General features: G+C 59.7%; 13 protein-coding genes. 7 read left to right on the forward strand and 6 right to left on the reverse strand.

Going from position 1 to position 12,357, the window contains the following annotated elements:
- Positions 1-38: 38 nt before the first annotated feature.
- Genes GY791_16685 through GY791_16695 form a run of 3 tightly spaced genes read right to left on the reverse strand, consistent with a single transcriptional unit; the run spans position 39 to position 4,466 of the window.
- The gene (locus GY791_16685; GenBank protein MCP4330064.1) at positions 39-2,201 is read right to left on the reverse strand and encodes an LPS-assembly protein LptD; all 2,163 of its coding nucleotides are present in this window, start codon (positions 2,199-2,201) and stop codon (positions 39-41) included.
- On the reverse strand, positions 2,201-3,271 hold the full coding sequence (locus GY791_16690; protein ID MCP4330065.1) for an LptF/LptG family permease: 1,071 nt from the start codon (positions 3,269-3,271) through the stop codon (positions 2,201-2,203). The genes GY791_16685 and GY791_16690 overlap by 1 nt, the downstream gene beginning before the upstream one ends.
- Before the next feature lie 43 nt (positions 3,272-3,314).
- A complete protein-coding gene (locus GY791_16695; GenBank protein ID MCP4330066.1) occupies positions 3,315-4,466 on the reverse strand; it encodes a YjgP/YjgQ family permease in 1,152 nt (383 codons plus the stop codon).
- A gap of 185 nt (positions 4,467-4,651) precedes the next feature.
- On the opposite strand from GY791_16695, the gene GY791_16700 reads away from it, so the two are divergent.
- From GY791_16700 to ndk, 3 genes are all read left to right on the forward strand, one after another.
- Positions 4,652-6,127, forward strand: coding sequence for a leucyl aminopeptidase (locus tag GY791_16700; protein MCP4330067.1), 1,476 nt, complete (start codon positions 4,652-4,654; stop codon positions 6,125-6,127).
- A gap of 15 nt (positions 6,128-6,142) precedes the next feature.
- The gene (locus tag GY791_16705; GenBank protein ID MCP4330068.1) at positions 6,143-6,592 is read left to right on the forward strand and encodes a DNA polymerase III subunit chi; all 450 of its coding nucleotides are present in this window, start codon (positions 6,143-6,145) and stop codon (positions 6,590-6,592) included.
- A gap of 97 nt (positions 6,593-6,689) precedes the next feature.
- Positions 6,690-7,112 (forward strand): nucleoside-diphosphate kinase, encoded by a 423-nt coding sequence (gene ndk / locus GY791_16710; protein ID MCP4330069.1) that lies wholly within the window; start codon positions 6,690-6,692, stop codon positions 7,110-7,112.
- A gap of 75 nt (positions 7,113-7,187) precedes the next feature.
- Here the strand turns inward: ndk and GY791_16715 are convergent, their stop codons facing one another.
- The 3 genes from GY791_16715 to GY791_16725 form a co-directional block, all read right to left on the reverse strand.
- Entirely contained in the window at positions 7,188-7,310 is a 123-nt protein-coding gene (locus GY791_16715) for an aa3-type cytochrome c oxidase subunit IV (GenBank protein ID MCP4330070.1), read from the reverse strand.
- A gap of 75 nt (positions 7,311-7,385) precedes the next feature.
- A complete protein-coding gene (locus tag GY791_16720) occupies positions 7,386-8,003 on the reverse strand; it encodes a phosphoribosylglycinamide formyltransferase (GenBank protein ID MCP4330071.1) in 618 nt (205 codons plus the stop codon).
- Positions 7,991-9,079 carry a phosphoribosylformylglycinamidine cyclo-ligase gene (locus GY791_16725; protein ID MCP4330072.1) on the reverse strand — a complete coding sequence of 363 codons (1,089 nt, stop codon included), beginning with the start codon at positions 9,077-9,079 and terminating at the stop codon, positions 7,991-7,993. The genes GY791_16720 and GY791_16725 overlap by 13 nt, the downstream gene beginning before the upstream one ends.
- 161 nt (positions 9,080-9,240) lie before the next feature.
- Here GY791_16725 and GY791_16730 point away from each other — a divergent pair, with 161 nt between their 5' ends.
- From GY791_16730 to GY791_16745, 4 genes are read left to right on the forward strand one after another with little or no spacing between them, the layout of a single operon-like run.
- Positions 9,241-10,308, forward strand: coding sequence for a DUF2066 domain-containing protein (locus tag GY791_16730; protein ID MCP4330073.1), 1,068 nt, complete (start codon positions 9,241-9,243; stop codon positions 10,306-10,308).
- Positions 10,305-10,850: a CDP-alcohol phosphatidyltransferase family protein gene (locus GY791_16735; GenBank protein MCP4330074.1), complete on the forward strand. Its 546-nt coding sequence runs from the start codon at positions 10,305-10,307 to the stop codon at positions 10,848-10,850. The genes GY791_16730 and GY791_16735 overlap by 4 nt, the downstream gene beginning before the upstream one ends.
- A gap of 11 nt (positions 10,851-10,861) precedes the next feature.
- Positions 10,862-11,569 (forward strand): DNA replication protein, encoded by a 708-nt coding sequence (locus tag GY791_16740; GenBank protein MCP4330075.1) that lies wholly within the window; start codon positions 10,862-10,864, stop codon positions 11,567-11,569.
- Positions 11,569-12,348 carry an SDR family oxidoreductase gene (locus GY791_16745; GenBank protein MCP4330076.1) on the forward strand — a complete coding sequence of 260 codons (780 nt, stop codon included), beginning with the start codon at positions 11,569-11,571 and terminating at the stop codon, positions 12,346-12,348. Before GY791_16740 ends, GY791_16745 begins: the two co-directional genes overlap by 1 nt.
- The last annotated feature ends 9 nt before the right edge of the window (positions 12,349-12,357 follow it).

The following is a 12,357-nucleotide window of genomic DNA, read 5'->3' on the forward strand; positions in this document are numbered from 1 at the left end:
GCAATCGGCAGGGCGGCGTCGCAATTGTTGTTATCAAGTCAGATACTCGTTCTCACTTCGCCCAAATGCTTGTAAATCAGCGAGAAAAAGAACCGATTGTCGCCGGAAAACGCGGAATCGTCGAAGAAACGGCGTTCATATTCCGCACCAAAGTCGAAACATTCATCCGAATAAAATGCACCTACGCGGGAACTCAACGGCTCGCCATTGGCCAGGTCGTGGCGGTGGGAGGCGGATGCGCGCCAATTCTCGTCAATCTGTACGCGTGTTCTGAAATTGAGATCTTCGCGAGTATCGAAGGACAGCGTCGGACTGGTTACGCCATCGACGAACGTATAATCGATATCGAACTCGAACGGATCGAAGTAGAAGCTGGAGTCGATTTCGATAACGCGGGCCGCGAAATCACCGCTGTCGAGGCGGAACCGGGCGACGAAATTGGCCCAGTCGGTCGGCTGAATTTGGACCCGGCCGACAAAGTCGGACAACGCGCTGTCGAGTCCCGAATTCGTCGGATAGACCGTATCGCCGTAAAATCGATAACTCTGCCCGAAAAACACGGACGAGAAGCCGCCGTTATCGCCATAGACGCCAGCCTTCAATCCGTAAACGATCCTTTGGCCGCCATCGAGCAAGTCGATTCCGGGGAACCGGTTGCCTTCGAAAAGATTCGCATCACTGAAGTTCAAATCTTGGCTGTCCTCATTCGGGAGGTCGGACGAATTCGGATCCGGTGGCGCGACCACAATGGCGACGATCGGTTCGATCAATTGTTGTGTTGTGCCCGAGCGGCGCCCGAACGGATAACGCCAGTCGACGATGAGCTGCGGATAGATCCGCCCTTTGTTGACGTCCGTTGTCGGCCCGAAAGGCATCGTCACATCGTCGAGGACCTGGCCAAAGTAGTACTCGCCCAAAACCGAAGCGGTGACCGTAACAATCTGCCCGTCCTCGAAGGTATGCGGCAACACCCATTCCCCGTCCAGCGCCAAGCGGAACGTATTGACGCTTTCCGTCCGAATGATATTGAGCAAACTGGCGTCGATTCCCCATCGCGCCCCGTAGTCGGTCGGTTGGCTGACATGGTTGAACTGGATGAAGGGCACGACAATTGGCGTATCGCCAGGCTCGTCTTCGTCCCTCTGGCCCTGGAAAAAGAAGGTCTCGCCCGACGCGTAGCTGCGTTGATTGAAGCCCTCGATATAGGCGTCGCTGACCAACGTGGTCGGGGAATCGAAGCCGTAGCGGCGCAGATAGGTCTTGTCGGTCGAACGGTGGAGGTCGAATCCCCAGCGCCAGGTGTTGTTGATGTCGAACTGCCCGTGACCTTCGATGTGGCCGCGGAGTTCGTTTCCATCGCCGGGGTTGTTGTCGTCGTCGGTCTGTTCGACATAGGTGCCGCTGCCGAGAATCTCGATCAGGCCATCGGTAAATCGTTGGCGGTATTCGGTGACCAGATTGACCCGCTCTTTGGTCGTGATAATGGGGGAGAAAGTAAAATCCAGATCGGGCGCCACATTCCAGAAATAGGGTACCTGGAATGTGTAGCCGAGCTCGGTATCGTAGCCATAGCTCGGGAAAAGTATGCCCGACCGCTTGTCGACGGTCTGATCCGCCTGCGAAAGATAGGGCGTATAGAATACCGGCACGCCCCACATTTCGAGGGTTACGTCATGGTAGACGACGTCGTGCGCGATTTCATCATGCACCACCTCGTCGGCCTTTAACTGCCACAGCGGCGGGCGCGTAGGATCCTCCTTGCACAAATCGCAGGGCGACATGATGACCCGCGTGTAACGCTTCTCGGTTTCGTCGACGAATGTCGCGTGCTCCGTCGCGATCCGCGTGTTGTCCGTCCACAACACACTTAGGTCATCGATGAAGCCCTTTTTCATACCGTCCTCGAGCTTCATGAAATCGGCGAAATAAACGTTGCCGCCGGGCTCGATCAACATAACGTTGCCGGACGCGGTTACGATGTCATCGCGCTCGTTGTAGGTCAGCGTGTCGGCCAGCAGCATGCGGTTTTCGCGAACGATCTCGACGTTGCCGCGCGCAATGACCAGTTGGAGTGATTCGTCGTAAGTGAGCGAATCGGCGCTGATGAGGGCTTCATCCTTGCCGGCGGCAAAGGACGCTGCCGATATGGCCAGCAAGACCAGGGCGGCAAGGCACGCGGACAATAGAGCGCGCCGAACCATCAACCGTCTTCAACATGGAACAATGCCGCTACGCCGAACATGAGCGCGGCGACGGCGGGCGTCCATGCCGCCAGTACAACTGGAACCTGGCCAAAGTTACCGAGCGTTACCATCACGTACTTCAAAAGTTCAACGATAAACCCCGCCATAATTCCGGCGATTATCAATTTCATCGTGCCGCCGCGCCTCGGCATCCTCAATGTAAAAGTCGCCGCGATCAACATCATCGCGCAAAACAGGACCGGCGACGCCAGCAGCGTATTCCAGTGTATACGATAGCGAACGGCTGTGAAGCCGGCCGCTTCTGTCAAAGCTATGACCTCTGGCAGTTTCCAGAATGGAACGGAATCGGGCTCTGTAATGCCTTCCTGGATTTGGGTCACCGTCTGCCGTGTCTTGAGGTCGATGAATTCATGCGACTGGGGCCCAATTCCCGGCTCCTTGGACACGGTATTGATCAGTCGCCAATATCCATCGTGAAGCTCGCCGCGATCGGCGTCGATCCGCAGGCGAAGCCGATCATTGAAATCGAACAACAGGACCGAAACCGCTTCAATCGCGACGCTGTCGCCACCACTGTCCAATCTATCGGCATGGATGACGGTGATGCCCGCCGAATCGACTTCACGAAACCAGAGGCCGACGGACGAGACCTTGAACACTCGATCCTTGGCATCGATGTACTTCGTGTAGAGCGCATTGTGTCGGGCCAAGCTGTCCGCGCCCAACGGATTGATGATGCCGAGGACGACAGCGCTAATCGCGATCGCGACGAGCAATGCGGGAGTGAGGAATTGCCAGACCGAGATTCCGGCCGCCCGGATGGCGACCAGTTCATTGTTCCGGCTGAGTCGCCACATCGCAATCATACCGGCGGCCAGCAAGGCGATCGGTGTCATGAGCTCGACGGTCTGGGGGATTCGAAGCGCCGACATCTCGAGGACGATGTCGAATGTCAAATCCTCCCGGCCGGTCGATTTGCGGCCATAGTCGATTAGATATTTCAGAAAATTCAAAACCGTGAGGACGGCTATCACGCCGCAGTATGAAATCAAAAAATTTCGTGCCACGTAGGTTGAAAGCCTGATCGAGAGGCGCATCGGATCGGCCGTGCTATGCCGGCGCTCGGCGCGGCGGCCGACGGCGGAAGGGTAGGTTGAGGCCAAGGCTGCGCCGCGAAAGGAACCAAATCCCGCCGGCGATAAGCGCGGCACACAAGGCGAGCATTCCGAATCCGGCGACCGAACTGGCGAGTGTCGCGTTAACGAGAACGGCGACCACCCCTTCGACGGCGAACAATGTCGCAACGGCGATGACGATGCGCCAGGCTTGGCCGCGCCGATTGAAGGGGCCGGACAGCAGGATCGCCAAAACCGCAGCAACGATGGCGATCAATTTGATCGCAGCGGCCACGCGGCTAAATGCGTATTTACGAAACTTGGGACGCGGCGGATCGGCATGGGCCAGGGCCCATAATTGGGGCAGGTAGAGCTCCCGCAACTCGGCCGCGGGATCCCACGATTCCTGAATGTATTGCTCCAGGTTCAGCGTGTATTGCTCGAAATCGGTGAAGGAAATGGACCGCGACTCTCGATCGTAAACCTGCTGCGTGCCGTTGAACATGGCGAAGAATGGCTTCTCGTGATCGAATATTAGCTTGGCTTGCTCGGCGGTGACCGCCAACGGCTCATCCGCGTCCTTGGTCTCCCATACAAGGACACGTTCGAATTCGGAGTTGCTGTGCCGGGTTCCGACGTAGATCGCCAGATCGGGGGCGACAGAGGTAAATTCCTTTTCCTTGAGGTTGAGGACGAGTCCGGCGTTATCCAGTTTGTGGCTGATAGCGCGAAACTCGCGGTAACTCATTGGCGAAATGTAGGCGAGGTGCACCGCCATAAAGGCGGCCAACAACATCGCGAATACCAGCCCCGGCATGGCTAGGCGAAGGTGGCTCAGACCGGCCGCACTCATCGCAACCGCCTCGCGTTCCGAATTGAGGCGGTTGTACACGAAAATCACCGCGATGACCGCGGACGGCGTCACCAAACCCTTGAAGTTGATGGGGATGAGAAGAAAGTTGAAGTACATGTAGTCGGCAAATGGCATGCCGTTATTGATGACCCAACGCAGGTGGTTCATCGAGCCGATAATCCAGGACATGCCGATAATAGCCCCCTGGACGATCAGGAATGTGACCAGAACCTGTCGGAAGATATAGCGCTGCAAAGTGCGGCTGCTCCGATACGTGGCGCTTGTATCTGCCATCCGCAATTTGTCTCCTCGCGTGCGACCGGCCGTGATCCGAATTCAAGACGTAGCGCGGCTTGAAGTCAAATCAGACTTGTCGCCGAGGTTATCTTCATGGCGTGTCGCTTGAAAGCTTGGTCTGGCTGTCATAAGTCTTGGCGGCGTGGCGCTCCGACAACGGCGCCGCCAAATGGGAGGCGTGGATGAAATTAAGCTTTGTGAAGCCGAATTTACCGACCCGTGGTGCGGTCGTAATCGGTGTTTTCGATAAAAGGAAGCTCGCGCCGAGCGCCGCGCGTTTGGATAAACAGGTGTCCGGCATGGTGACGCGGGCAATGAAGGCAAGCAGGTTCGAGGGCAAAAAGTGTCAGACACTTGAACTCGCGGCACCAAGCGGCATCGAACTCGGCCGCATCGTGCTGCTCGGCCTCGGCGAGGAAAAGGCCCTTGACGATCTAGCCGCACAGGATCTCGGCGGAACCGTCGTGACCTTCCTCAATCGTGTGGGGGAGGCGACGGCGACGGTACTCCTTGATGATTTCGTGGCGGCCGATCAATTCGCCTATGGCGCCCGCCTGCGCACCTATCGGTTCGATAAATATCGGACCCAAGAAAAACCGAAGAACAAGCCGACGCTGAAGTCGCTTTCGATTGGTTGCGGCAATGCGTCAAAGGCTCGCCGCTCGTTTGGCGCGCTGGACAGGGTCGCCGACGGCGTCTTCATGACCCGTGACCTCGTTTCGGAGCCCGCCAATGTCATATATCCGGAAACCTTGGCCAAGGCCGCCCGCACATTGACCGGTCTCGGCGTCAAGGTAGAAGTCCTCGACGAAAAGCAAATGGGGCGGCTCGGCATGAACGCGCTCCTTGGCGTTGCCCAAGGCAGCGCGCGACCGCCACGGCTCGTGGTCATGCAGTGGCAGGGCGTTGCAAAATCTAAGAAAAGCAAGCCGATTGCGTTCGTCGGCAAAGGCGTGACCTTCGATACTGGCGGCATATCGTTGAAGCCGCCGGCCGGAATGGAGGAGATGAAATGGGACATGGGCGGCGCCGGCGTGGTGATAGGTTTGATGAAGGCGCTGGCCGGCAGGAAGGCTAAAGTAAACGCGATCGGGGTCGTCGGCTTGGTCGAGAACATGCCATCCGGGTCGGCGCAGCGGCCGGGCGATATCGTCGCCTCGATGTCGGGTCAGACGATCGAAGTTCTGAACACCGATGCCGAGGGCAGGCTCGTTCTGGCCGATGCGCTATGGTACACGCAGGACCGTTTTCACCCCCGACTCATGATCGATCTCGCGACTTTGACCGGTGCCATCATCATTTCCCTTGGCAGCGAACACGCAGGTCTGATGTCGAACAACGACGAGATTGCCGAGCGGCTAAGCAATGCCGGCAGCAAGACGGGAGAGAAAGTATGGCGTCTCCCGCTCCACAACAATTACGACAAACTGATCAACACGGACGCCGCGGACGTCAAGAATATTGGCAACCGCGAGGCGGGGAGCATAACCGCGGCACAATTCCTACAGCGATTCGTCAATGATCTGCCGTGGGCGCATCTCGATATTGCCGGCGTCACCTGGTCGAAGAAGGATTCTCCGACGGTGCCCAAGGGGGGAACCGGTTTCGGGGTGCGGTTGTTGGACAGATTCGTCGCCGAAAGTTATGAGGTCAGATAGATCTGGGGAGCCGGGGTGTCACGGGTCGATTTCTATCACCTGACCCGCTCGAGCTTGGAGTCTGCGCTGCCGCGGCTGTTGGAAAAGGTTCTCAAAAGCGGCGCGCGTGCGGTTGTCATGGTCGGTTCCGATGAGCGGGTCGAAGCGTTGAACGCCCATCTCTGGACCTACGACGACCGTGGCTTCCTGCCTCACGGCAGCGCCAAGGACGGCCATGCGGCGGAGCAACCGATATGGCTGACAAATCAGGACGAAAATCCGAATGCGGCATCGGTTCTGGTGATGGTCGACGGTTCTCGATCGCAACGGTTGGCCGAGTACGACCGTTGTTTGGAAATGTTCGACGGTCGAGACGATGATGCGGTTGCTGCGGCGCGGCGGCGATGGGCGGAATATCGCGATGCCGGGCACCAAGTGAGCTATTTTCAGCAGAACGAGCGGGGGGGCTGGGAAGAAAAGGCATAGCCGGCGCGGACTTGCTTGTCTTGCTCCCTGGCGGCGGCTATAACCGCCGCGATTTTCACGTCCCCCGACCCCTTCAATTCATGAGGTTGCCGCCACCATGGCCATCGAGCGAACGCTTTCGATTATCAAACCCGACGCCACCCGTCGTGATTTGACCGGACAGGTCAACGCCCGTCTCGAATCCTCGGGCCTGCGAGTCGTGGCGCAGCGTCGTGTCCGCCTGACGCGAGAGCAGGCGGAAGGATTCTATGCCGTCCACCGCGAGCGCCCATTTTTCGACAGCCTCTGCAGTTTTATGACCTCGGGACCGGTGGTCGTTCAGGTACTTGAGGGGGAAAACGCCGTTGCCCGCAACCGTGAGGTCATGGGGGCGACCAACCCCGAAGACGCGGCCGCCGGAACCATCCGAAAGGATTTTGCCGAATCGCTCGAGGCCAATTCCGTGCACGGTTCCGATTCACCGGAAAATGCCGCGATCGAAATCGCCTACTTCTTCAGTACGGTCGATATTGTCGGTTGACGTTACGGGCGTGCAGCCGTCGAGCACCAAGTCCAATCGGCGCCGGGCGCTGGTCCGTTCGCGTCAATTATCTATCTAGAGCGTGATCAGCGCCAAAAAAATTAGCACGATGACTATGGCACCGAGAGAATACTTCATCAGTTTGCAGAAGCCGTGCCAAGTCTGTTCATGCGATTTCAAGTCGAAACTATCGGCCATCGTCCCAATCTCCCCAACGGTAAGGGCGTGCCCTGGTGCTATAACGCAAAGGCCCGCCCGCGGTAAAGTCCCAGATCATAGGCCACCCTCAATCTCGACCCTATCTCCGACCACGCGAACCCTGCCTTCGGCGATCGCCTTGACGGCGCGGGGATAGCTCCGGTGTTCGGCCTCGAGGACCCGGGCGGCAAGCTGTTCCTCCGTGTCTCCGGGGCGGATTTCGACCTCGGTCTGCACGATGATCGGTCCGGCATCCATGTCCGGACGCACGAAATAAATCGTGCAGCCGCTGACGACATCGCCGGCCTCGAGGGCGCGGGCATGGGTGTCCAAGCCCTTATGCTTGGGCAGCAGCGAGGGGTGGATGTTGACCAATCGATCGTGCCAGCGACCGACGAAGCTGGGCGTCAGAATCCGCATGAATCCAGCCAGACAGACCAATTCTACGTGATGACCGCTTAGGGCGCGGTCCAGTTGGTGTTCGAAATCCTCTCGGGTCGCGAAATCGCGGTGATCGACGACTTGAGCGTCGATGCCGCTCCGGGTGGCGCGCTCCAGTCCTTTCGCACCCGGGACATTGGATATGACGAGCGCGATTTCGGCTGGAAAAGAGGGCTCCGCCGCCGCGTCGATCAGGGCCTGCAAATTGGAGCCTCGGCCCGAAATCATCACGGCGACTTTCAGTCGCGCCATAGGTGCTCCATATCGTCGATCATCACCGGTGCGGCGCCCGCCGCGCGCGGCTCCACCGTGCCGATAATGGTGGTTGCCTCGCCGGCGGCTTCAAACGCCGCCCTTGCCGTATCCAAGTGCGCGGGACCGACGATCGCGACCATGCCGATTCCGCAATTGAACGTCCGCATCATCTCGTCGCTCGCGATATTGCCGGTCGCGGCCAGCCAACGGAATACCGGCTGTACGCTCCAGGATTGCGCGAAAAGCCGCACCGCCGCCGTATCCGGTAGGATGCGAGGCAGATTCTCGACCAGGCCACCCCCGGTGATGTGGGCGAGAGCCTTGACGCCGCCGGTCGCGACGGCGTCGAGGCAGCCGCGGACGTAGATCCGCGTGGGCGAGAGCAGGGCGTCGGCGAGCGTGCGCTCGGCGGCGAACGGGGCCGGCGCCGCGTAGTCAAGGCCGGCGGTTTCGACGACCCTTCTGACCAGCGAAAATCCGTTCGAATGCAAGCCGTTGGAAGCGAGGCCAAGCACGGTATCGCCCCCCGATACGGTGGCTCCCGTCAACAAGCCATCGCGCTCTACGGCGCCGACGGCAAAGCCGGCGATATCATAGTCTCCGTCCCGGTACATGCCCGGCATTTCGGCGGTTTCGCCGCCAAGTAGGGCGCACCCCGCGAGGCGGCAGCCTTCGGCGATGCCGGCCACCACCGCTTCGGCGACCTCGATATCGAGGCGGGCAGTGGCGAAATAATCCAGGAACAGAAGAGGTTCGGCGGCCTGGACCACCAGATCGTTGACGCACATGGCAACCAGATCGATTCCCACCGTCCGATGCTGTCCGGCAGCGATGGCGATCTTGAGCTTGGTTCCGACGCCATCGGTCGCGGCAACCAGGATCGGGTCCGCATATCCGGCGGCCGCAAGGTCGAAGAGGCCACCAAATCCGCCGATCTCGGCTACGGTGCCGGGCCGCGCGGTTGCGCTCGCCATCGGTTTGATCTTGTCGATCAGACGGTTGCCGGCGTCGATATCGACACCCGCCTGTTTGTAGGATCGGCCGCTGATGACTTCCTCGCTTGTCTTGGCTATAAGGGCGTTGAGAGACTCAGCCGAAAATACTTGATCGCAAAGGCTTTGCAATGCCCTACCGCTGCCGCCGGTTCATTCGTGATTGGGCGCCTGGCCCGTTGGTATTGATTTCCCTCGTGTTGCTGACTTTGACCGTCCAGGCGCAGGGCTGGACGCCATTTATGGCACGCGGAGTCATGGTCGATGTCACCGCCGCGAGCGCCTCGGAGGCGCGGGATCGGGCCCTCGCCGAGGGTCAGCTCCTGGCATTCAATTCCATGCTCCGCAACCTGACCGCCGGCGGCGATCACGGCCGGCTGCCGCCGGCCGATCCGGCGACGGTGGCGAATATGCTGGTCGGTTTCGAGATCGAGGAGGAAAAGACCTCCAGCGTCCGGTACATCGCCAGGTTGACCTACCGGTTCGACCCCGATTCGGTCCGTGACCTGCTGCAAAACTACGGCATTCCTTTTGCGGAAGGTCGCGGACGCCCGATGGTGGTCCTACCGATTCTGCACCAGGGGGGAAGCGTCACGCTGTGGGATGAAACGAATCCGTGGCGCGAGGCATGGGTCGATCAGGCACGCGTCAGTGGATTGGTTCCGCTGGTCATTCCGATCGGCGATCTGGTCGATATTTCCAAAATCACGGCCGAACAGGCGGAGGGCGGAGACCCGACGGCGCTGAATGCTCTGGCCGAGCGCTATCAGACGACCGACGTGCTGGTGGTGAGCGCGTCGCAGAGCGACCCGACGGCGCGATTGGATGTGTCGGCCTCGCGCTACGGGTTGGGGGGTATGGTGCCGGTCGCGCGCACGTCGGTGGACGACGGCGGCGTGGAGTCGCTTGCGGTTGCGGCGGCGGCCATTACTCGGGAGTTGGAAGAAAATTGGAAGCGGCAGAATATGGTCCGCACCGACCTTCGCGGGCGAATCGACGTCATCGTGCCGGTGCAAACGCTGTCGGATTGGACCCTCCTGCGCCGAAGGCTCGACGCGATCGGAACGATACGAAACGCGAGATTATCGCATCTTCAACGCGGCCAAGCCCAAATCAGCCTCGATTTTGTTGGTACCATCGACCAACTGCAGCGCACCCTTGCCCAGCACGATCTCGACCTGCGCCAGGGTTTGGCTGCGTGGGTGCTTTCATTGCGGGGCAGCATCGCATTGCCGACGCAGCCGGCGGCGCCTGAGGCAGAGCCGTTGAACGCTCCCGGGTCAGTTTCACCGATCGGCCAACAGCAGTGAATCTTCCCAACCTTATTACACTGGCACGGTTGTTTGTCGTTCCGGTCACCGTATGGCTGGTCATCGAAGACCGTTTCTTGGCCGCTTTTTGGGTTTTTATCGGCGCCGGCATCTCGGACGCCGTGGACGGGTTTCTCGCCCGCCAAATGAACGCTCGCACGACGCTCGGAGCATTCATGGATCCTCTGGCCGATAAAGCACTTCTCGTCAGCGTCTACGTTGCCCTGGGGTATACCGGTTATTTGCCGGATTGGTTGGTCATTCTGGTTGTATTTCGAGACGTCATGATCATCGGCGGCGTGATCCTTATGGTCATCCTCACCGGCAAGGTCGAAATGCAGCCGATCATGATCAGCAAGATCAATACGACGCTGCAGATCGTCCTCGCCGGCCTCGTTCTGGGTGATATTGCCTTTGGATTATCCTTGGGCACGGTACAATTGGTGCTGGTCTATACGGTTGCGGTGACGACCCTCTTGTCCGGCGCGGCCTATGTCCTGCAACTTGGACGCCGGGCGCCGGATCTGGAGGACGCCGGGTGAGTGAGCCGCGGATACCGGGCGACCGCGAGGCGGCAGACAGGCGCCAATTTGTTTTCGATCTTGGCTATCGACCGGCCTTCGATCTGCATGATTTTCTGGTCTCGCCAAGCAATCGCGAGGCCGTCGAATGGCTGGACCGATGGCCGAATTGGGCGGCGCCGGCGTTGGCGATCGTTGGGCCTCCAGGAAGCGGTAAAAGCCATCTCGCGCACGTATTTGCCGGCCAGTGTCGCGGGCGTATCGTGAACGCCAGCGCAATCGGCGACCTCGATCCGCCGCGCCTGTTGGAGGGAGTGTCCGATCTGGTCGTCGAGGATGCCGATCGCGGCATCAACGAGGAGGCGATGCTACATCTTTACAACTGGGTGCTGGAGACCGGTGGCCACTTGTTGTTGACCGGACGTCAAGCGCCGGCACGCTGGACCATTGCGCTCCCGGATCTGCGTTCCCGGTTGGCATCGGTGCCGGTGGTCAACCTCGCCGCCCCGGACGATGTCCTTCTTGGCGCGGTGCTTATCAAAACCATGGGTGACCGTCAGCTCGTCGTGAACCACGAGGTCGTCCGTTTCGTTATCGCACGGATTGAAAGGTCATTTGTAGCCGTGCATCGATTCGTCACCGGTATCGATACGCGTGCATTGGCCGAAAAACGGAAGATCACAATTCCGCTGGCGCGGGAAGTGCTCACCGATATCGAACATACAAAGGAGGCGGACTAATGGACTTGGGTATCTCGGGACGGACTGCACTTGTCTGTGCGGCGAGCAAAGGGCTCGGCCGGGCCTGTGCGTTGTCGTTGGCGCGGGAGGGCGCGTCCGTAACAATATGCGCCCGGACGCCCGAGACGCTTGCCCAGGCGGCCGCCGACATCGAAACCGAAACCGGGAACCCGGTGACTGCGGTCGCTTGCGATATTACCACCGAGGAAGGGCGACAGGCGGTGCTGGCGGCCCGTGCCGCCCCGGATATTCTGGTCAACAATGCTGCCGGGCCGCCGGCCGGGGATTTCCGGGATTGGGACTCGGAGAATTGGATGAGCGCGGTCAACAACAACATGCTGACGCCAATACTGCTCATCAAATCCGTTATCGACGGCATGATCGAGCGCCGTTTCGGCCGTATCGTAAACATCACCTCCTATGCCGTGAAACAGCCGATCCCCACCCTCGGCCTTTCAAATGGCGCGCGGGCGGGGCTGACCGGGTTTGTCGCCGGTCTTGCGCGTCAGGTCGCAGCCAACAATGTGACGATCAACAACCTATTGCCGGGCCCATTCGAGACCGATCGGCTTTTGGACAACATTCGATTCGCCGCGAAGCAGGCGGGTCGGCCATTCGAGCAAGAACTGGAGCGCCGCAGAGATGGCAACCCGGCGGGACGCTTCGGCGACCCGGCCGAGTTCGGCGACGCCTGCGCCTTTCTTTGCGCAGCGCAGTCCGGCTACCTTGTCGGCCAGAACCTGATATTGGACGGGGGCGAAATCCGCACGACGTTGTAGACGTCGGCG

The sequence above is a fragment of the Alphaproteobacteria bacterium genome (assembly GCA_024244705.1).
Lineage (GTDB): Bacteria > Pseudomonadota > Alphaproteobacteria > JAAEOK01 > JAAEOK01 > JAAEOK01.

Excerpts from the sequence above, each read along its gene's own strand:
- GY791_16700 (MCP4330067.1), top strand. The coding sequence starts at position 4,652 with ATGAAATTAAGCTTTGTGAAGCCGAATTTACCGACCCGTGGTGCGGTC.
- GY791_16685 (MCP4330064.1), bottom strand. The coding sequence starts at position 2,201 with ATGGTTCGGCGCGCTCTATTGTCCGCGTGCCTTGCCGCCCTGGTCTTG.
- GY791_16715 (MCP4330070.1), bottom strand. The coding sequence starts at position 7,310 with ATGGCCGATAGTTTCGACTTGAAATCGCATGAACAGACTTGGCACGGC.
- ndk (MCP4330069.1), top strand. The coding sequence starts at position 6,690 with ATGGCCATCGAGCGAACGCTTTCGATTATCAAACCCGACGCCACCCGT.
- GY791_16745 (MCP4330076.1), top strand. The coding sequence starts at position 11,569 with ATGGACTTGGGTATCTCGGGACGGACTGCACTTGTCTGTGCGGCGAGC.
- GY791_16730 (MCP4330073.1), top strand. The coding sequence starts at position 9,241 with ATGGCACGCGGAGTCATGGTCGATGTCACCGCCGCGAGCGCCTCGGAG.
- GY791_16695 (MCP4330066.1), bottom strand. The coding sequence starts at position 4,466 with ATGGCAGATACAAGCGCCACGTATCGGAGCAGCCGCACTTTGCAGCGC.
- GY791_16720 (MCP4330071.1), bottom strand. The coding sequence starts at position 8,003 with ATGGCGCGACTGAAAGTCGCCGTGATGATTTCGGGCCGAGGCTCCAAT.